General features: G+C 35.4%; 20 protein-coding genes and 3 pseudogenes. 9 read left to right on the top strand and 14 right to left on the bottom strand.

Annotated features, from left to right (window positions below):
• Positions 1-19: 19 nt before the first annotated feature.
• The 3 genes from purF to AACH21_RS00700 are packed head-to-tail and all read right to left on the bottom strand — an operon-like array spanning position 20 to position 4054.
• The gene (gene purF, locus AACH21_RS00710; RefSeq protein ID WP_338482568.1) at positions 20-1405 is read right to left on the bottom strand and encodes an amidophosphoribosyltransferase; all 1386 of its coding nucleotides are present in this window, start codon (positions 1403-1405) and stop codon (positions 20-22) included.
• Between the two features lie 25 nt (positions 1406-1430).
• Positions 1431-2534 carry a rod shape-determining protein RodA gene (gene rodA, locus AACH21_RS00705; protein WP_236515121.1) on the bottom strand — a complete coding sequence of 368 codons (1104 nt, stop codon included), beginning with the start codon at positions 2532-2534 and terminating at the stop codon, positions 1431-1433.
• A gap of 53 nt (positions 2535-2587) precedes the next feature.
• The gene (locus AACH21_RS00700) at positions 2588-4054 is read right to left on the bottom strand and encodes a proton-conducting transporter membrane subunit (RefSeq protein WP_065094850.1); all 1467 of its coding nucleotides are present in this window, start codon (positions 4052-4054) and stop codon (positions 2588-2590) included.
• 64 nt (positions 4055-4118) lie between these two features.
• Here AACH21_RS00700 and AACH21_RS00695 point away from each other — a divergent pair, with 64 nt between their 5' ends.
• The 3 genes from AACH21_RS00695 (at position 4119) to virB9 (ending at position 5862) form a co-directional block, all read left to right on the top strand.
• Positions 4119-4433, top strand: coding sequence for an NADH-ubiquinone oxidoreductase subunit NDUFA12 family protein (locus AACH21_RS00695; RefSeq protein ID WP_338482566.1), 315 nt, complete (start codon positions 4119-4121; stop codon positions 4431-4433).
• A gap of 2 nt (positions 4434-4435) precedes the next feature.
• Positions 4436-4891 carry an outer membrane lipid asymmetry maintenance protein MlaD gene (gene mlaD / locus AACH21_RS00690; RefSeq protein WP_006280054.1) on the top strand — a complete coding sequence of 152 codons (456 nt, stop codon included), beginning with the start codon at positions 4436-4438 and terminating at the stop codon, positions 4889-4891.
• 185 nt (positions 4892-5076) lie between these two features.
• On the top strand, positions 5077-5862 hold the full coding sequence (virB9, locus tag AACH21_RS00685; RefSeq protein ID WP_338482565.1) for a P-type conjugative transfer protein VirB9: 786 nt from the start codon (positions 5077-5079) through the stop codon (positions 5860-5862).
• Between the two features lie 14 nt (positions 5863-5876).
• On the opposite strand, the gene AACH21_RS00680 is transcribed toward virB9, so the two are convergent.
• The 5 genes from AACH21_RS00680 to der form a co-directional block, all read right to left on the bottom strand.
• On the bottom strand, positions 5877-6473 hold the full coding sequence (locus tag AACH21_RS00680; RefSeq protein WP_015589381.1) for a ribonuclease HII: 597 nt from the start codon (positions 6471-6473) through the stop codon (positions 5877-5879).
• Between the two features lie 6 nt (positions 6474-6479).
• On the bottom strand, positions 6480-7460 hold the full coding sequence (mraY, locus tag AACH21_RS00675; RefSeq protein WP_065094848.1) for a phospho-N-acetylmuramoyl-pentapeptide-transferase: 981 nt from the start codon (positions 7458-7460) through the stop codon (positions 6480-6482).
• Positions 7461-8040: 580 nt separating this feature from the next.
• Entirely contained in the window at positions 8041-8583 is a 543-nt protein-coding gene (locus AACH21_RS00670) for a demethoxyubiquinone hydroxylase family protein (RefSeq protein ID WP_006279362.1), read from the bottom strand.
• Positions 8558-9079, bottom strand: coding sequence for a disulfide bond formation protein B (locus AACH21_RS00665; protein WP_077188363.1), 522 nt, complete (start codon positions 9077-9079; stop codon positions 8558-8560). The genes AACH21_RS00670 and AACH21_RS00665 overlap by 26 nt, the downstream gene beginning before the upstream one ends.
• Positions 9076-10401 (bottom strand): ribosome biogenesis GTPase Der, encoded by a 1326-nt coding sequence (der, locus tag AACH21_RS00660; protein WP_010963041.1) that lies wholly within the window; start codon positions 10399-10401, stop codon positions 9076-9078. Before der ends, AACH21_RS00665 begins: the two co-directional genes overlap by 4 nt.
• Positions 10402-10531: 130 nt before the next feature.
• Here der and AACH21_RS00655 point away from each other — a divergent pair, with 130 nt between their 5' ends.
• The gene (locus AACH21_RS00655; protein WP_015589377.1) at positions 10532-10741 is read left to right on the top strand and encodes a hypothetical protein; all 210 of its coding nucleotides are present in this window, start codon (positions 10532-10534) and stop codon (positions 10739-10741) included.
• 9 nt (positions 10742-10750) lie between these two features.
• On the opposite strand, the pseudogene AACH21_RS00650 reads toward AACH21_RS00655, so the two are convergent.
• From AACH21_RS00650 to rpmF, 6 genes and pseudogenes are all read right to left on the bottom strand, one after another.
• Positions 10751-11750, bottom strand: a pseudogene (locus AACH21_RS00650) (transposase); the annotation flags it as partial.
• Positions 11751-11774: 24 nt separating this feature from the next.
• Positions 11775-12173, bottom strand: a pseudogene (locus tag AACH21_RS00645) (IS5-like element ISWpi1 family transposase); the annotation flags it as partial.
• A 10-nt stretch (positions 12174-12183) separates the two neighbouring features.
• Positions 12184-13195, bottom strand: a protein-coding gene (locus AACH21_RS00640; protein WP_338482214.1) for an IS630 family transposase whose coding sequence is annotated in 2 segments (ribosomal slippage) — positions 12184-12732 and positions 12734-13195 — 1011 coding nt in all. Because the reading frame shifts where the segments join, the coding sequence is not laid out codon by codon here.
• 837 nt (positions 13196-14032) lie between these two features.
• Positions 14033-14989 (bottom strand): beta-ketoacyl-ACP synthase III, encoded by a 957-nt coding sequence (locus AACH21_RS00635; protein ID WP_077188381.1) that lies wholly within the window; start codon positions 14987-14989, stop codon positions 14033-14035.
• On the bottom strand, positions 14982-16019 hold the full coding sequence (gene plsX / locus AACH21_RS00630; RefSeq protein WP_236515196.1) for a phosphate acyltransferase PlsX: 1038 nt from the start codon (positions 16017-16019) through the stop codon (positions 14982-14984). The genes AACH21_RS00635 and plsX overlap by 8 nt, the downstream gene beginning before the upstream one ends.
• A gap of 10 nt (positions 16020-16029) precedes the next feature.
• Complete coding sequence (gene rpmF / locus AACH21_RS00625) at positions 16030-16212, bottom strand: 50S ribosomal protein L32 (protein ID WP_065094662.1); 183 nt, start codon at positions 16210-16212, stop codon at positions 16030-16032.
• Positions 16213-16544: 332 nt separating this feature from the next.
• Here rpmF and AACH21_RS00620 point away from each other — a divergent pair, with 332 nt between their 5' ends.
• The 5 genes and pseudogenes from AACH21_RS00620 to AACH21_RS00600 form a co-directional block, all read left to right on the top strand.
• Positions 16545-17327 (top strand): MlaE family ABC transporter permease, encoded by a 783-nt coding sequence (locus tag AACH21_RS00620; protein ID WP_015589313.1) that lies wholly within the window; start codon positions 16545-16547, stop codon positions 17325-17327.
• A complete protein-coding gene (locus tag AACH21_RS00615) occupies positions 17320-18021 on the top strand; it encodes an ABC transporter ATP-binding protein (RefSeq protein WP_006279859.1) in 702 nt (233 codons plus the stop codon). The genes AACH21_RS00620 and AACH21_RS00615 overlap by 8 nt, the downstream gene beginning before the upstream one ends.
• Before the next feature lie 312 nt (positions 18022-18333).
• Complete coding sequence (locus tag AACH21_RS00610; protein ID WP_338482564.1) at positions 18334-18831, top strand: hypothetical protein; 498 nt, start codon at positions 18334-18336, stop codon at positions 18829-18831.
• 82 nt (positions 18832-18913) lie between these two features.
• Complete coding sequence (dxr, locus tag AACH21_RS00605) at positions 18914-20077, top strand: 1-deoxy-D-xylulose-5-phosphate reductoisomerase (RefSeq protein ID WP_077188384.1); 1164 nt, start codon at positions 18914-18916, stop codon at positions 20075-20077.
• A gap of 291 nt (positions 20078-20368) precedes the next feature.
• Positions 20369-20614, top strand: a pseudogene (locus AACH21_RS00600) (PD-(D/E)XK nuclease family transposase); the annotation flags it as partial.
• Positions 20615-20664 lie beyond the last annotated feature (50 nt).

Here is a 20664-nt window from a genome sequence, read left to right as displayed (position 1 = left end):
ACTTAAGACCTTGCGTAGACTATTTGCCAATCGGATAATCACCAGTGAAACAAGCATCACAATATTGTGGTGTAGCATTGTTACGCACCTCTCCTTTAACAGCCTGATATAGTCCATCAATACTCAAGAAGGCTAGGCTATCTACTCCTATAATTTCCTTAATTTCCTCTACAGATTTATTTGCAGCAATTAAATCTTTGCACTCTGGCGTATCTATTCCATAAAAACAAGAATGCTTAATTGGTGGGCTTGAAATTTTGAGGTGAATCTCTTTTACTCCTGCATCCTTTAGCATAACTATTATATTTGTTAACGTACTACCACGCACTATACTATCATCTATTAAAATTATGTTTTTACCTTTCAAAGTGTGCTTATTAGCATTGAATTTTAATTTTATTCTAACTTTACGTACTTCAGCGGTTGGTTGTATAAAAGTTCTTCCTATGTAATGATTACGAATTATTCCCAGTTCCATAGGTAACCCTGAATGCTTTGCATATCCAATAGCTGCAGGTATTCCAGAATCAGGTATTGGTACAATCATATCCACATTGTTTTTTGGTGGACTTTCCTTCGCAAGTATTCTTCCTATTTCTTTTCTTGTATCGTATATAGACCTATTCTCCATTATGCTGTCTGGTCTCGAAAAGTAAACGTATTCAAAAATACAAAAACTTGATTTTTGCTGTGGGAAAGGAAACATTGAGGCTAGCTTACTATCCAAACTGATGGTAACTAATTCGCCTGGTTCTATTTCTCTAACAAACTCTGCATTTACTATATCAAGAGCACAAGTTTCAGATGCAAGAACGTAAGAACCGTTTAACTTTCCTAAAACAAGAGGCCTGATTCCAGATGGATCACGTACTCCAATAACTACTTCTTGATTGATTGCCACAAAAGAATAAGCACCTTGTATTTGCTTTAATGCATATATAAAACTCTCTAAGAAGCTATCTTTTTCACCGCTTGCTGTCAGATGTACTACTACTTCTGTGTCAATATCTGACTGAAAAACACACTCTTGTTTAATTAATTGTTCGCGTATCGGAGAAATATTAATTAAATTACCATTATGTGCTATGGCAAAATCCCCAAATTTGCCACTTTTGCCAAACATGGGCTGCACTCCAAATTTACTACCACTTGTTGAGTATCGAACATGACCTATTGCACAATCTCCAGGTAAGGATTTCTTTATTTCATCTATATCATCAAATACGCTGCTCACTTGACCTTGAAAGCGATAAGAGTGCAGCTTATCGTTGTTACTGGTTGCTACGCCAAAAGACTCTTGACCTCTATGCTGCAAAGCGTGGAGAGCAAGTATAGAGTTAAAAGCAGCACTTTGGTTGCAACTTATACCAAATACCCCACACTCCTCACGCATTTCATCTAGCATAAAAACTATTAAGTAAAATTTAATTTTACTTTAGCATAGGTAAAATACAAGCATTTTGTTGTTCATCTGCTTTTATTGCCAGCAATAATCCTATGCATATTAAGCTTGCGGCAGTTGTACTTCCTCCATAGGACAGAAATGGCAATGGGTCGCCTATCACAGGTAAGAGGCCCATTGTCATTCCGATGTTTATAAAGAAATGAGCACTAAAAAAGGAGAAAATGCCGATAGATACCGACTTAGAAAAATAATTTTTCGACCTATAAGCGATAGAGAAAATTATTCCAAGTAATGAGGTATAAAGCAAAATTAAAGCCATGCTACCTAAAAAGCCCCACTCCTCACTCAGCACTGCAAAAGCAAAATCCGTACGTTTCTCCGGCAAAAATCCAAGTTGAGTTTGACTTCCGTTAACAAAGCCCTTACCAAGTAAACCTCCTGAACCAATAGCTATCTGAGATTGCTGCGCATTATAACCTATTCCAAGTGGATCCACTGATGAATCCAAAAATGACAATATCCTTTGCTTGTGATAAGGACGTAAAAAAGGCCAAATAGCTGGTACTGCAAAAATGCCAAGCGTTCCACATATTATCGAATGAGATCTTTTTATTATTGCTGTGAATATAATTGACATCCCTATAAATAACATTATCATAGCTGTGCCTAAATTAGGTTGCTTTAACACCAAGAACACGGGTAAGAAAATAATTATAAGTGCCTTAAGCAATCTTTTAAATTCCATCATTTTATATACACTCTGCTTATCAAAATAGCGAGCAAGCGCAAGTATTAAGCCTACTTTTGCAAATTCTGATGGTTGCAAACTAATTGATCCAATTCTTATCCACCTTGTTGCACCCATTATGTGTGAGCCAAAAAAATTTACTGCTAATAGTGAAATCGCTGCTGCTATATAAAAAAAGTAGGCGTACTTCAAATAAAAATCTAGCTCTATGAATGACATAGCTATAGCGAGTAGGAAAAAGAAGGAAAATATGACCAGTTGGTGAATCGCAAATGGCACCCACTTTCCTCCAGCAGAAGAGTATTGAACAACAATGCCAACGCAAAACAGCGCTATCACGTTAATGACTAATAACCAATGAATCTTCTTCAGCCTACCCACAATAAAGACCTTATAACCTTAAAGTATAGTAAAATATGAAACAAAGATAAAAATCAAAAAACCAACTTCTCAACTACTAACCGAATTGGAGTGCTATATATTCCAGTTACTACTGTTAAAGCTGCCATAAACAATAGACAGAAAAGCATAGGAAATGGCACATCATTAATTTTGCCTAGTGTCATTCTAGTGCGTGACGTTGCATCATTTTCAAAATACATTTTCTCTACCATCTTCCACATGTATATTAGTGCGAGAAAAGAACCGGCAGCAAAAGCTATCAGGGAAATCCACGCGCGAGATTCGATAATTGCTTTCATTATATACCACTTGCTTACAAAGCCATTTGTTAAAGGCACACCGATTAATGCTAAACTGAGTAGAGTGAACGCAAGTGCTGTATAAGGCATTGATTTCTTGAGTCCCGATAAATTCTCTATTTTTGTTGTATCAAATTTGTAAGAAATACATCCTGCAGCCATAAATAAAGATGTTTTTATTATGCTGTGGTTTACTATGTGAAGAATTGCTGCAAATACACCTGTTTTTGAGTTAAAACTCAGTGCTAAAATTATATAACCAATTTGGCTAATACTAGAGTGAGCAAGCAGTCTTTTTATGTCTTTTGCGGTTATTGCAAATATCGACCCAAATACAATAGCGCAAAGTGCGAGGATAATTATCACATTGTCCAGTAGCGGCTTAAACAAGAAAAAATTTTGATGAAAAACAGTATAAAAGATTCTGATGAAAACATATATCATCACTTTTGTCACTGTGCCTGAAAAGAATATGCTAATGAAACTTGGCGCCTCACTATATGCATTAACCAGCCACCTGCTTAATGGAAACAGTGCCATTTTGATTGAGAGACCAACAAAAATGAACAACGTGCCAAGTTTTATGATGTTGTTATCGTATAATGGAACTATTCTTTCAGCCATGTCAGACATATTGAGCGTTCCAGTCATTGAATACAAGAGCCCGATGCCAAATAAATAAAATGTTGCACCTATTGTTCCACTAATTAGATATTCAAATGCTGCAACCAAGGCTTTTTTATCCCTTCCCATTGAAACTAATACATAAGAAGAAAGAGATGAAATTTCCAAGAAAACGTAAAGGTTAAATATGTCGTTTGTTACTAGAATCCCGAGCAGTCCGCTTAAGCACAGTAGAAATAGAGAGTAAAAACCAGTGATTTTGTTTTTGCTAATCTCTTTTTCGTTAATATAAAAGCTATAAAGCACACTAATCAGCGCTATAAAATTCACTAGGGTTAGAATTAAGGAATTTAACACGTCGATTCTTAACTCTATTCCATACGGAGGAGCCCAATTTCCAAGGTGATAAGTTATAATTTCACCTTTATATGTTTTAATGAGTAGTATTGATGAAATGATAAGAGTGATTGTTGTTGCAATAAAAGAAATAAACCAAGATACCTTGTGTTTCTTGGCAAGAAAGCAAAACATTGATGCAATTATTGGGATAATAACTTGTAAGATTGGTAATTGCATTAAATTGTTGTTAATATATCGTTAAAGTATTAGTATATATAATACTTTTTGTTTTAATACCCTTATGTTATCTAAAATTTGTAATGCAATAAAACGCCTATTACGAAGAGAAGATAAATTTGTAGGAAGAGATGAAGATGGAAATTCTTACTATGAATCAAGTAAAGGAAAAAGGTGGGTTATGTATAGCAGTGTTTCTGAGCCTACAACAGTGCCTCCGGAATGGCATATATGGCTTCACTATACTGATAATGTAGTACCAGTTAATAATAAAAAAAGAAAAGTAAAACATACTCCTAATTTAACGGGTACAAAAAATGCATACTATCCAAACCAAAAAGTGAAAAATTACTATAAAAGCTGGAGTCCTGATAACTAAAGATGCGAAGGTCAAATATACTTGAAATAACCGCTGGATTATTTGTATTAATTTTTACTATTTTTCTGATTTTCTTTGCTATTGATAAGCTATCTTACATAAAGAAAAACTATAAGGATTGCTATAAAATATATGGTCTTTTTGCTAACGCTAACGGTATAGGAGTTGGTGATAGTGTCAAGATCTCTGGTGTAGATGTTGGAAGCATAACTGGTGTATCACTTGACAAAGCTACCTACGTAGCACGAATCGATATGTGTATAAGCAAAGACATAAAATTGCCAATTGATAGTTCAGCTCTGATCACTAGCAGTGGAGTTGTTGGCAGTAAATTTGTTAATATATCACCTGGATCAGATATTAAACTAATCTTGCATGGTGGTAAAATAGAGTATACTCAAGCTGAAGCAAATATGGGTGGAATAATGGACAGAATTCTTGGTATGTTTATAAAGTGAAAATGGCAGGATTCCAAGTATATCCGTTCAGGTAAAGCCTCCTGTAGTTCTAAAGTATTTTAGGAGTTTGCCTTATTTCTTGCCTTTTCTACCGCTTGCTTTGGGGTTTATAGTATAGAAAGTGCCTTAACAGTTGCAGTGCATGTCTATTAATGATAAAATGAAGATTAATTCATTTTGATATTATGATTGGTTTACTGTTTTCCGTACTATTGTTCCTCTGTGGTAGTGATGCACTTGCAAAACAGGAGCCACGTTCAATAGCTGGAGATAATCACATAAAGGTAATAAATTATAACCCACAGGCTATACATAAGTATACGGGTTTTTATGGTTATCAGTCCAGTATATTGTTTGAACCAGGGGAGGTAATACAAAACCTTTCAATGGGTGATTCAACTGGTTGGCAACTCCTTCCTCAAGGTAACAGATTGTTTATTAAGCCTATAGATGATATTGCCGATACCAACGCAACTATAATTACCAATAAAAGAGTTTATTACTTTGAACTTCATGCTGAAGAAGCAACTGGACTAGATGATCCAAGATTAGCATATGAAGTAAGGTTTCTTTATCCACTATTTAGCAGTGATGAGATTTACACAACAAATAACGGTGATATCCTCGAACAAGCTAGTCATACCATTATTCCTGATATAAACGATATTGAAGTTGTAAAGAAGGGTTTAAATTTTAATTATTCCATCTCGCACGTTAAAGGCAGTCAGTCAATAATACCAATCAAGGTTTTTGATGATGGAAAATTTACATATCTACAATTCAATAAAATAAACTCTGATTTCCCGGCAGTTTTTATGGTTGATTCTGCAGGATATGAGTCTTTAGTAAATTTCCGTACAGTTGACACCTATCTGATAATCGAAAGGGTAAGTTCAGTATTTACCTTAAGGAATGGATCGAGTACAGTTTGCCTATTTAATGAAAACATGCCTTTCAAAAAAGGTAAGTGATTACTATCTAAAGGCTATAATGCCCGAGATATGGGTGCAAAGTTTTTTCTATGATGTTCTGTGATTCCATAAAGGCCAATAGCGTTAAGGTGCTCTTTTGTCCCATATCCTTTATTTTTATACCAATTATATTCAGGATGCTTATTGTGCAATTCTTGCATAAGCCGATCTCTCGTAACTTTTGCAACGATTGAAGCTGCTGCAATTGATGTACTCAAATTATCACCATTTACTATGGATTTCACTTGCCATTTCACTTCAGGTGGTTGATTACCATCAACTAGCACATAATCTAACTCTAGGTCCAAGTCTATCAACGCACGTTTCATTGAAAGTTTTGTTGCTTGCAAGATATTGTATGAATTTATTTCTTCTACGCTTGCCATTCCTATACCAAATTTTGCAACGGATATTATTTTTTCATATAGGACTTGCCTACATTGAGGAGTCAACTTTTTCGAGTCGTTGATTCCATCAATAATTGTATTTCTATCAATAAACACTACGGCTGCGGATATTACTGGACCAGCTAGCGGACCTCTTCCAACTTCATCCACTCCTGCTATCACTCCTGATAATTTATTTTCTAATGTAAAGTCTGGGTATTTCATGGGTTTTTATAATAAGAAAGTTATAGTAAAAACTGAACAGATAATAGAAATTATCCAAAATTTCATAACGATTGCATTTTCTGACCATCCCTTCTTCTCAAAGTGATGATGTATTGGTGCCATAAGAAAAACTCTTTTTCCTTCTCCATATTTAAACTTTGTATATTTAAAATATGATATCTGAATAATAACAGATAGAGTCTCTATTACAAAGATTATTCCAATAATGGCAAAAAGCATTTCTCTTTTAATTAGGACACTAGTTAACCCTAAAGCCGCACCTACCGACAAGCTACCAACATCACCCATAAATATTTTTGCTGGATGTGTGTTAAACCACAAGAAACTTAGAATAGCTCCTATAAATGCAATGCAGAATAAAGTAATATTCATATCTGCCTGAGTTATATATGCAATTAGCCCCAAAAAAGCAAAGGAAGTGATAACTTGAGTTGCAGCAAGGCCATCCAAACCATCTGTGAGATTCACAGCATTAGAAGAGCCGACAATTACAAACGCAGCAAACGGAACATATAGATAGCCAAAATCTATTATTACTCCTTTAAATAGGGACGTTTTTGTAAAACCTTCAGCAGAGTATAGCTTAAGTATAAACACACCAACCAGAGCAACAATAAACTGAATAAGTATTTTGGTTTTTGCACTTAAACCTCGATAGTGATTTGTCTTCAATTTTAAATAATCATCAATAAATCCAAGTAGAGCAAAAAATAGAGTTATCAATATCAGCAGCAAAATTTCTGGTGTTAACTGAGCCCAGAGTAAAATTGGTAATAAAGAAGAAATCAGTATTATTATTCCGCCCATAGGTGGTACATTCTTTTTTGTTATTAAATGACTTTCTGGTCCACATGATCTAATTGGTTGCCCATCTTTGCTTATTTTTTTTAGAAGCTTTATAAAATAGGGAAAAAGAATAAACCCAAAAACAAATGAGGTAAAAAATACTTTTGTAGCTAAGATCATCTGCTTACTTAAATTGACTAAGTGTCATACCACCTATAGCTAATAAAGTCAACTTCTGTCATCCTATAGCCTGACCCACAACTGTACGAACATTGTGATTTGGGCCCATCAGTAGGGTGTCATCCCAGTCTGGAATCCACAACTGTACGAACGTTGTAGTTTGGACCACCAGTGGGGTGTCATCCCAGTGCCCAGACACTGTTTCTATGCAACTTAATTAAAAACGTTTGTTTTAGTGTAAGACAATTACCTTTAGCTTATCAGCTCAGTTATAAGCAAAATTTCTGGATTACAGACTGGAATGACACCATTTGCTGTGCAATTTACCTTCAAAAATGAATGTTCGTACAGTTGTGAACCTGTGGCAGGTATTACATAAGAGCATTTCCCTCTTCTAAATTAAAACGCACTTTTGCCTCCTTTGCAGTCTATACTTTAGATGTATTTAATTTACAAATACTAATTATTTATTAATAATGGTGATATGTAAATATAGTTATAAAATAATTGTTACACTTGAATTCCTTCCTGGTTTCTGTTGTTATCAGAACATTTAAAACACTTTAAGAAAGCTGCTTAGTTAAATTAACTTAGACAAGTAAATAGCAGTTTTGCAGCCTGTTTTTATGAATGATGATAAAATGTTGTAGCCAAATGCGCTTTCAGCATTGTGCTGAATTGCAATATCTTTGTGCTCTAACTCCTCGTCGCGAAATTTACTTATAGTTTCTCTTAATTCCCCATCTTCTAAATGTGAAACTTGCTCTTTGTAGTGCTCCCCGATAACTTCTTCAACTGCAGCAGTGCAAGCCATAGCAGCTTTTTTGCCCATAATGGCAGTTGCAACGCCAAGCGACACTCCTAAAACACGCCAAACAGGCAACAAAACAGTAGGACGAACTTTTTGCTCTTTGATTTTCTCATTAAAATAGTGAAAATGCTTTTTTTCCTGCTCTTCCATTTCAATTATTTCATTGATTATAGAAGATTTCTTAAGAATAAATTTTTGACCAGAATAAATGCAAATAGCTCCATATTCTCCAGCGTGATCTACTCTAATTGCCTGTTGCAAGAACTGATTGTTGCTGTACCTTAAATTATTTAGATTTCTTTCTTTCTCCACAATACACCTTACCTGATACGAACAGAGCTACTATGAGATAAATTAGATTCCATGTTGCTAAGGAAACACCTAGAACGTAATGAGGTCTGTCACAAGATGGAGAGTAATTAGGATTTAGTAGATTATTTCTGAGCTCTTCTATACTAACGTTACCACTTGCTTGCTCTGTACAACCTAAAACATCATGAAATAAGTGGAGTTCAAGACCTACATGATAAAAAGATATTACTGCACCTATGAGGTAGCTGCAAAACATTGCATAGATTAGAATTTTGTTGTCTTTAAGCATGCACGCTACTGCAAGTAATCCGGCGATATAGTAAACTATTCGCTCGTATGTACATAACTTGCATGGCAGCATGTTGAAAAAATATTCTAGCACATATGCAAAAATTAGAGCAGCGGCACTCGACAGCAGAAAGATTGCAGGAATTCTGGAATTATTACACATAACTTTAAGTAAATTACCCCTGAAAGTATAAAGCAGAGTATTCATTTTACATAGGGATTTTTATTTTTTTTCAAAAGCAATCTAACTGGCACACCGTCTGCAAAGAAATTTTTTCTGAGATCGTTAATTAAATAGCGTTTGTAACTTTCATCAACACTTTCAGGTATGTTACATATCAAAGAAAAAGCTGGAGGTTTAGTACCAATTTGAGCGATATACTTCATTTTAACTGCTTTGCCTTTTACAAGAGGGTGAGAATGTTTTCCTACAGCATCTATGAGCCACTTATTCAGTTTTGCAGTGCTGATCTTCTTGTTCAAGGATTCACTCACTTCAAGACACTTATCTATCACATCACCGCAGCGCATGCCTTTTAACGCAGAAATTGTTATAGTTGGCACTTCCAAGAATAACCTGGTTACTTCCTGTTGTTTGACAAATTTTATTAACCTGCTTCTGTCATCCTTACCTATTAAATCCCACTTATTTAAAACAACAATAATCCCTTTCCCTCCCTTAATTGCAGCTTCACCAATTGATAAATCCTGCTGCTCAATACCAACTAGGGAGTCTAGCATTAAAACTACCACATGAGAGCGCTTGATTGATTCCATGCTTTTCTCAACAAATCTTGATTCTAAGCCATCTACAACATTCGCCTTTCTGCGGATTCCGGCAGTGTCAATTAGAGTAATTAACTCTCCATCATGATCATATGTAATATCCACAGAATCACGTGTGGTACCTGGCTCTGAACTTGTTATTAGTCTGTTTTCTGCAAGTAAACCATTTAAAAAAGTTGATTTTCCAACATTCGGACGGCCGATGATCGCGATCCTCAGCCTACTCAGTTCATTGTTAGGTAACTCAGTGTTCTCGTTAAAATTTTCAATAACACCAGCTAATGCATCATAAAGATCAACCATGCCAAGATTATGCTCGGCAGAGATATACACCGGGCCAAGAAAATCAAAAAACTGCAAATAATCAACATTTTCGGATTTATGACTCTCGCATTTATTTGCTACTAGTATTACAGGTTTATTTATTTTTCTCTTCAGCCACTTTGCAAACTCTTCATTTCGCTCATTTTGCACTTTTGCATCAACAAGAAAGAAAATTATGTTTGAATTGGATAAAGAAAATTCGATTTGTTCAATAACTTGTAGTGAAAAATTAGTTTGGTCGTTCCATCCTCCTGTATCTATAACTTTAAACTCCAAATCGCTAATTCTCCCCATTCCCTCTCGCCTATCCCTTGTCACTCCTGGAATGTTACTCACTACTGCTGCTTTTCTTCCTACTAATCTGTTGAATAGGGTCGATTTTCCAGCATTTGGTAGGCCTACTATGGCGATTTTTAGCATAATTCAAGGGCATGTTCTATATGAAGTAAATTATAACCGAAACTTTTCAATTTAACTATTGACTTCGTAGATTATATAAGCATACTACAGTTAGAATTTTTTATTTCGTTATGTAAAATATGGGGTAGTTATGCTAGTGTCAGAGCAAATAGAGAGTGTAGATAGAGAAGAATTAAAGCAACAAAATCATATACATAAAGATACAGAGTGTTCGGAAGAGACGACAATATATGGGCATATTAATCAACATATGGAAAAAAACATCTCAAATACATTGCATGAAATATATGATGCTCTTATGTCATATAACGAATCGGAACAGTCAATGACGTCAACTTAAGAACTTTCATTAGCAAACTCTCCTAAAGACATGATGGCGTTTAGGCTTATCTACTTTATTGCGGCTGTCCCGGTCGGATTTTAACTTTAGCGCGTATACTTAAAAAGGGCTTGAAAGTTTTTTGGTGCAATAAGTACCTGATAGAGTTTCTGTCTCATTACACTAAATAAAACTGAAAAATTTAAACGATACTCAGTAATTTGATCTGGGTTCCAAGGCCCTTGTGCATCACATATATGAAGCGATAATATATTGCACATGACCAAGTTTGCCCAAAATTCTTGTAATACAGCCTCTCCAGAAAAATTCTCTAACTCTGCTCCTACTTTGAGTCGTTTCCTCTATGTGCCACCTTAACACATAAGCTTTGCTCCAAAGTCTCGGTCAAAAACTCTGTTTCTCAGTTGGCTAATGTCAGCACTATAACTCTTACTTTCTGTCCTTTCATTTTATTTTTTAGCTTTTCATTTTCTAATATAAAATCAAAATCTAATTCGCCAGCGTTCCCATAGCTTACTATAATTTCTTTTTTGCAAGCGAAAAATAAAATCTACTTCCAAATCATAATGCTGCTGAATGAATTTTACTGAAGACGATCATAGATAAATAATAATTTCTCTTGATTTAATAAACGCATTTGAGTGATAACTTCGGGTAATTGCTCTGCCGCCAACGTTTGTTCACCTATATTCCAAGCTGCAAGACGAGCACTACAAATCAGCGAAGTACACAAATCAACAAACAAATTGCCAATGGTGCCTGTTGTTCCATTTGGTTCAAACTCGGATACAATTTCCCCAGAGCTGGGTAATCTCATACCAGAACCATCTGCTGCAATAAGTCTATAGCCTCTCCAACTCAGGTTCATCCTGATAGGCTGTTTGGATGCTTAAATTCTTGAAAGCCTGTATGGCAAATCTTATACCTTGCTTTAGAAAAAGCTTGCTTTGAGGGTACATGTCAATGGCTCCATAAGTTCACATTCTATTCCCAAACTTTTTTTAACTAAGAGGTTGTCCGGAAACTAGTAAATTCAAGCATATTCCCTCTTTAACATAACCCTACTCATAGCTAGGTATATGAAATTCTCAGTGGATGTTGTGAGTAAATCATACTCCTTCGATAGCCTTCTATTCCTATTAACCCAAGCAAAAGTCCTTTCTACAACCCATCTTCTTGGCTGTACTTTAAACCCTTGTTCTCTTGTTGGTAGTAGCTCAGGTGGCGTATCTTTGTGCACCCAAAATCTACATGGAGGCCTTGTAACAATTTCAATATCTATGTCATATTCTTCCTTTATGTGATTCTTTAAATTTCTTCCTTGGTATCCCATGTCAGCCCACATTTTTTTAACTTTAGTATATTTTGTTCTCATATTGTTTAATGCTATTTTAATACCATCTCTATCATTTTCGTTAGCAGCGCCTACGTAATACCAATTCTCATTGTTGTCCAGTCAAATAGGAAACATTGCAGAGTTGTTTAATTGTGGAGCTGGCAAGAGAAGTAATAAATTTGCACAAAGCACCCTCAAGTAGAGCAATTGTATCGTATATTTTATTGCGCAAAATGTTCTGTTTTATATATAACCAAAGCCTCTCAACAGGATTTAGCTCAGGTGAGTATGGAGGTAGGTATATAATGTCGATATTTTTAGGTACCTTTAAATTTTTTGACCTATGCCAACTAGCACAGTCCATAACGAGAAAAGCCTCTCGTGTTTCTAGATATTGCGAAATTTGCTCAAGAAATATGTTCATGCAATCAGTGTTGACATTTGGTGCAAATAAGCTAGAACTCTCTCCATTTCTAGGATTAACTGCACTATAGAGATAGAAATTTTGCCTACCTAATTTTGTTTTAACCTGTGTTCTAATCCCCTTTTTAAACCACACATGTCCAACTTTTGAATGTGTGCCAAACCGTGATTCATCAAAGAAAAATAGCTCTTTTTCTGGATACTTGCTAATAGCTCCATTGAGATTTTTTTTTGAATTCCTCTTGTTTGCTTTTATCTTGTCCATTATGAACTGGTCTTGGTGTAATATATGAGAATTTCATCTTTTGCATATGGCGGTGTACTGTAGATTTGCTGATATTTAATCCGAACTTTTCCTGGATTCTTATTCTCATTTCTTTAATGGTGATATTAGGATTTTCTTCTATCCACTCTTCAATTTGCTGTAGTTGAGCCTGATTTAATTTAGTTTTTCTACGACGTTGTGAAGGAGCAAACAGTTTTTCTTCTCTGCCAATTTTCAAGAGTTTTACCCACGAAGTTAGTGCGCTTCTTGAAATGCAATATATTTTTGCTACAGCCGTTATACTGTACTTTTTTGCTGCAATTACAGCATTTAGTTTTTTTGAAACATATGCATTATTCCTTACTTTCTTCAGCATTTCTTTTGCTGATTCTACTACTTTTTCATCCAATAATTTTGATCTTAATGCCATTTAAACCTCGCTATTTTACTTACTTCAGTATGGCTTTTCTTCCATCATTGTCCATCTGTTTGCCCTGTAATGGGAATTGGTATTAGTTGCAATTAAAAGCAGCTTAATCTCGCTTGTCAAGCGTTTAAAACATAAAAAACGCCAATATTTTAAAGCGGATAATAACCCCAGGGCTTCTTTTGCCTTTTTTTTCATTTGGTAAATTTCTTAAATATTTGTGGCTAAACGACAACCGTCATCCCGCTGCTTGTTAGCGGGATCTAGAGATACCGCGAATGAATCGCGGTATGACGTAGGACTGCTGTCATTCCAGTGCTCCTTTTTTTGTCATCCGAGTAGCTGACACTGGGATGGCTTTGTTGCATCGCTAGCTATGATGGATTAAAGATAAAAAAGATAGCGAATATCAGTAGCTTATTATTCTGGTATTTATAACAAGAACGGTCAGTGAATACCTAAATTTGAGTAAAAGAAATTTCACTACCACTCACTAATCTGGCTAAAATTCAAGAATTTCAATGCTTTAGCTATTTTCAATAGAATTAAATTTATTAATATAAATAACAAATTACTATTCTTAAATTTGATCAGATTGATTGCAAAAAAACAAGATTTTCAATAGTTTGCTTATAATCCTAACTATAGTTAGCCTTTCATAAGTAGCGATGCAACAAAGCCCACTGGGATCCAGGAAACTTAACTTTACACCAGGTGAATGTACAATAAGAACTGGATTCCAGACTGGAATGACACCGAAGGGGCTACTGGGATGACAGGAGAAAGAGGCACTGGAATGACAAAGAGGGTACTTGGATGACAGGAGGTAATGCAGGAAGTCTAATAGTGCAACAACACGGAACCCCAGGTCAGGCCTGCACCTATTGAAATCAGCAGTGCCAGGTTTCCTAATTTTATTTTTGATTTTTGTATTGCATAATCAAGTGCTAGTGGGATTGATGCTGCTGAGGTATTTGCATGTTGATCAACGGTATTAATCACTTTCTCTATAGGGAAATCTAACTTCTTTACTACTGCTTCAATAATACGAATATTTGCTTGATGGGGAATGAGCCAGTCAATATCAGTAATTTTCAAATTATTGCATTTCAGAGTTTCCTCTATTAAGGCTGTTAACTTATCCACTGCATGTTTAAACACTTCTCTTCCATTCATGTATATTTTTCCAGAATCACCAGTAGAGGATACCCCTCCGTTCGTACATAGTATGTCCAAATTGCCATCAGAGTGTAAGTTTGTTGATATGATGCCGCTTCTACCCATTTCTGATTTCATCACCACTGCACCAGCACCATCACCAAAGAGTATACAAGTTGATCTATCTTCCCAATCAACAATCCTAGACATTATTTCAGCACCTATAACTAGTGCATATTTAATGCTATTGTTAGATTTGATAAGCGAGTCTGCGATTGTAACTGCATATATAAAACCAGAGCATGCTGCTTGTACATCAAAAGCAAATGCGTTTTTACATTTTAACTTACTTTGTACAATCGTTGCACAGCTAGGAAAAGTTTTATCAGGCGTTGTTGTGGCAACTATGATTAAATCAATTTCATCTACTGAAATTTTAGCTTTTTCTATAGCACTTTTTGCTGCATTTACAGCTAGATCTGACGTTAGTTCTCCTTCATCTGCTATATGCCTTTGAACTATTCCTGTTCTCTGCCTTATCCATTCATCGCTCGTCTCAACTATCGATGCAATTTCGTTGTTACTCAACATTTTTCTTGGTAGGTAAGATCCAGTGCTTAATATGAAACTTTTATTCAATATGACTTACCCCGTTAATTATCTTTTGATTTAAATTTTCACTAATTGCATTCACTGTAAATTTTATGGCATGGGCAAAAGAAATAGCATCAGAATTTCCATGACTTTTAATGATGATACCATTCAGCCCTAAAAACATAGCTCCACTTCTAATTTTGGGATTAAAACGTGTTAAAGCTCTATTTAGTTTGGATTTTAACAACATACCAACAAGCATCTTTGTTGCCCATGAGCTCAGTACTTCCTGCTTTATTAGATTGATAAAAGTATTAGCGGTTGCCTCAGCCGTTTTGAGCATTACATTGCCAACAAAACCATCAGCAACAATCACATCTATATTGCCCTCTAAAAATTCACTTGCCTCTATATACCCTTTGAAATTAATGCCTGGAGCGTTTTTAAGCAACTCAAAAGCGCCGCGCACTGAGTCATTACCTTTAACTTCTTCTGTGCCGATATTTAGCAAAGCAACTTCAGGATTATCAATTTTTAGCGCTACTTTTGCAAATATATTTCCCATTAATGCAAATTGAAATAATGAGTCGGCATTACAATCGACATTTGCACCAAGGTCAAGCAAAGCAAAGCTTTTTGTTTTAGTTGGACAGATAGAGACAATAGCAGGACGATAAATGTTTGGTAATGTTCCTAAAATAAATCTGGAAATTGCCATCAATGCTCCGGTGTTGCCTGAAGACACCACTCCGAAAGCTTTACCTTCTTTCACTGCAACAATTGCAGCTTTCATACTTGAGTCTTTACGATGTCTCAGCGCAAAAGATGGCTTATCATTTGCAAGGACATTGTCAGAACAATGAGTAAATTCAGAATTGTTACTTACTTTTTTATATTTCAAAAGCAAAGGAGATACTTCTTCCTTATCTCCATAAATATGAAAAAAAACTTTAATGCCTGGGTCAACAAGGTTGTCTAAAAAAAAACCAGCACCCTGAATTACGGAAAGAGGCGCAAAATCGCCCCCCATAGCGTCAAGTGCAATAACTATATTATTATTGACCGTAGGTAACATATCATAATAGTCACTCCGCCTGTTGCTTAATGAAAACCCGTTTTCCTTTGTAACTGCCATCAACTGCTACGTTATGAGGCAACATGAATTCCCCAGTTGTTGAACACACCACAATATTCTTAGGCTGAATAGCATGATGAGAACGATGCATATTACGCCTTGACTTTGACTTTTTTCTTTTTGGAACTGCCAAAATTTCCTCCATTCTACTACAAAATACAATACATTAGTAACATGTTTTTTACAGGAAGTAAACAGGGATAGTAAAATAAGTAAGGTTTGCTTATGTAATTGAGTTCTATAGCTAAAGTGGCTCTACAATTTGAAAAACCGTCATTCCGCTACTCGTTAGCGGAATCTATACCGCGAATGAATTGCGGTATGACGTAGGGAAACCTTTCTTGGGTTAAGCTTTAAATTAAAACATCAAGTATATTGAACTTAAAACATATCTCAGCTATACTTTGCGATAAAGTTAATAAAAATTTTAATAAAATCAGTAACTCTAGCTAAAATGAATACAAAGTGAGCTTTTTTGATATAAATAGTGTTAGAATAATTGGTAGGTACTTTATCAATTTTTTGTTAAGGCTTGGTAGTGCATTCATATTTTTTATTCAATCTCTATACCACTGCCTTGTGCCACCATATTATTTTAGCAACATAGCAAGACAAATTATAGAGATAGGCTTTTTCTCTCTGCCAATTGTTGGGCTCACTGGAGTTTTTATAGGAGCGGCAATAGTTTTACAAAGTAGCTTGAGTGACCCATTAATTAACCAAGAACAGATAATACCCAAACTTGTTACGATCACTATCATTAAAGAGTTAGGACCAGTTTTGATCAGCTTAATAATGGTAGGAAAGGTTGGATCATCAGTTGCAGCAGAAATTGGTACGATGCGCATCACCGAGCAAATAGATGCCCTTACAACTTTGAACATCAACCCTTTCAAATATTTAATTGCACCAAGGATTTTAGCGTCAATCATAGTATTTCCCATACTTACAGTATGTGCAGATTTAATAGGAATATTTGGAGGATGTATCACTGCAGTCTTCGAATTTAACCACAATTTAAATATATACATTAAACACACAGCTCAGTTCTTTAATACGTATGATTTTATAACTGGGCTAATAAAAGCAACTGTATTTGGCGCCATAATTTCTGTCTCAAGCTGCTATTACGGTTACCATTGCAAAGAAGGTGCACGAGGAGTAGGTGTTGCTACAACATCAACTGTTGTTTTATCGTCCATACTGATCATTTTAGCAAACTACATGATTACTTTGATACATGCGTAACCCCATAATATCAATATTGAACTTAAGCTTATCTTTTGATGATAGGACAGTACTAAAAGATCTAAATTTTGATATATTAAAAGGGGAATCATTAGTCATACTTGGTGGCTCAGGAAGCGGCAAATCTGTATTAACAAAAACAATTATCGGCTTGCTTGCTCCAGACTCAGGGTCTGTTAAAATAAATAGTAAAAGCAAAAATAAATTTGGGGTTTTATTTCAAAATTCCGCTTTATTTGACTACGTTACAGTGTGGGAAAATATATCTTTTAATTATAAAAAGCGCTTTAATATCAGCAAAAAAGAGGCAAAACAGCTAGCAATCGAGAAGTTAAATGATGTTGGACTGGAGGAAAGCATAGCAGATATGTTTCCAATAGAGCTATCAGGTGGAATGAAAAAAAGAGTGGCACTTGCAAGGGCGATTGCACACAACCCAGAAATCATTATTTTGGATGAACCAACTTCAGGATTGGACCCAATTATGTCAGATATAGTAAACGAGATAATAATAAAATTATCTAGAGATCTTAACCCTACAATTATCACGATTACACATGATATTCATAGCGCATTTAAAATAGCTGATAAAATAGCAGTATTATATGAAGGGGAGATCATTTCCCATGGAACTGTTCAGGAAATACAAAATACTAATAACGAATATATAAAAAAATTCATTCATTATATATAGCTAAAGACATATACACTATTGCTAACAGTCATATTTTTAAGTTTTAACTTTGTAAAAGGTAGTGAACATTGGAATTCAGATTTTTTTCAAACTGGATCCTATAGCTAACACGTCATACCGCGATTCATTCGCGGTATAGATTCCGCTAACTAGTAGCGGAATGACGAATTTGTCGTTTTTCAAATTGTCGTAAGTCAGTTTAGCTATATATAGGATGACAGAAATTGTTTGTATTAGCTATATTCAAAAGCTCTATTGATATTTTGCAATATTTGTGATAAAATAATAGCTTAAGGTTGAGAGTAAAAATTTATGAGTGAAGCTCAAGGTCCAAACATTGCAGAATGGCAAGCGCAGCAGCAACACCAAGAGGCTGCTGGTGAGAAAAGTGGTTTTGGTCTTGGTCATAGTGACTCTGTTTCAACAGTTGTCGATGGAATGAAATGGTTGTTCAACTTTCATGAAGGAGCAATTGCTGCTTATAGTAACGTGTTTGAAGGTTTGGTGAGTGGTAGTAGTCTAGTAACGCTGTTTGGAAAATCAGGTAATATGTTTGGCATAAAATTTCTTGAAGGCCTTGCAGAATATTTTTCAGGTGGAGGTGGGGAAGATATGCCATCAGAAGGAATGGATATGGCTCATGGTGATGAGGGACCTCACTCAGATGATTACCCTCATGCCAATAATGAAATAGCTCATAATGCTGATGGTTTGCAAGACATGCATGATGCAGGTGATCACCATGGTCAATCTTTTTCACCTGGTCCTTCACCATCTGTTGGTGATGACCACGGGCATGAACTTGGTTAAACGCTTAAAAACTGCTGAATAGTATGCGAGAAGGCCTAATAAGAAAAGTTGCTGTTGTTATAATTAACATGAGTTTGTCTTAGTGAAAAAGGTTTCAGTTTTAGGGTCAACAGGAAGTGTTGGAAAAAAGACTGTAGATTTGCTCTCAAAGAGAAAAGAAGAATACCAAGTGGAAGCACTAAGTGCCCATTCGAACTTTGCTCTACTGGCACACCAAGCAAAACTGCTAAATGCAAAATATGTTGCTATCTCCGATGAAAGGCTTTACAAAGATTTGAAAGAAAGTTTACTTGGTACAGATGTAAAAATAGCAATTGGTGCTACAAATATTGCTACCATACCTGTTGATCTCTCAGTTGTTGCAATAGTTGGCATTGCAGGCCTTGAGCCAGTTATGGAGGTTATAGAAAGCGGTACCAAAGTCATTGCATTGGCAAACAAAGAAAGCATTGTTTGCGGTGGAAAGTTATTACTCAAAAAAGCTAAAGAAAAAAATGTACAAATAATCCCTATTGACTCTGAGCACAATGCAATTTTTCAAATTTTGCAAAATGACGACAAATGCGTAGAAAAGATCATACTTACTGCTTCTGGTGGACCATTCTTAAATTATAGTTCTGAGCAATTAAGAAATGTCATGGTAGATCAGGCGCTTAGTCACCCCACTTGGAATATGGGAAAGAAAATCTCGGTTGATAGCGCAACAATGATGAATAAGGCACTAGAGATAATAGAAGCACATAACTTGTTTAACATCAGCCCGGATAAAATTGAAGCAATAGTGCATCCTGAGTCAATAGTACATGGAATTGTAACTTATAAGGATGGGTTCAACTTTGCTGTGCTTGCAGAGACTGACATGGCAATTCCCATTTCATATGCTTTGTCTTGGCCGGAAAGATCAGCTTTAAATTGTAGACTAGATTTAACAGAGCAAGGAAAATTGACCTTTCAAGAACCAGACCATAAACGTTTTCCTGCGCTAAAGCTTAGCATGGCAGTGTTAAACTCTTCTGCTCCACAAGCAAATAGTATTGTGCTCAATGCTGCAAATGAAATAGCTGTTAATGAATTTTTGAAGTCACGAATTGGCTTTTTAAAAATAGTAGAGATAGTGGAATCAACAATAGAAAGTTTTGATAGTTATACTGATATTAATTCACTATCTGATATAATAAATATTGATTGTGAAAGTCGTATTATTGCTAATAAAATTGTTGAAAGTAAAGTTGTTGCGTATAGCTAGAGTAATGTAACCAGACTGCATTCTGTGATTTTTTTTTAGCAAAGCACGATACACAATCGTCATTCCGCTACTAGTTAGCGGAATCTATGCCGAGATACCGCGAATGAATCGCGGTATGACGGTTCGCGGTGGTATGACGGTTAAGTAATTCGTCATCCCGCTGCTTGTTAGCGGGATCTAGAGATACCGCGGCGGTATGACGGTTCGCGGCGGCATAGCTATCTTCAAAAATATGGTTGAATAATTGTTAATAATAGTGTATAATTATTAATATTTTTAAGCACTTTGGCTATGGCTTTATCTAAGTTTCTCGACCCTAAGCTGGATTTGACCTTCAAAAAAATATTTGGCACTGAAAAAAATAAGAATATTCTCATACATTTTTTGAATGATATTTTAGGGTTTACTGAGATAAATACTATACAAGAAGTGGAATTCCTCAGTACTATAATGGATCCTGAAATTGCATCTGATAAACAAAGTATAGTTGATGTTCTTTGCAGGGATTCTAGTGGGGCCAGGTATGTGATTGAAATGGTGCGACCTGAAAGTCTTCGGTCATATTGTTTAAAAGGAGAGGAATTCAT

Source organism: Wolbachia endosymbiont (group A) of Ophion costatus (assembly GCF_963969245.1).
Taxonomy (GTDB): domain Bacteria; phylum Pseudomonadota; class Alphaproteobacteria; order Rickettsiales; family Anaplasmataceae; genus Wolbachia; species Wolbachia pipientis.
Note: the sequence above shows the minus strand (reverse complement) of the source record. Positions and strands in the feature narration are given on the sequence as shown.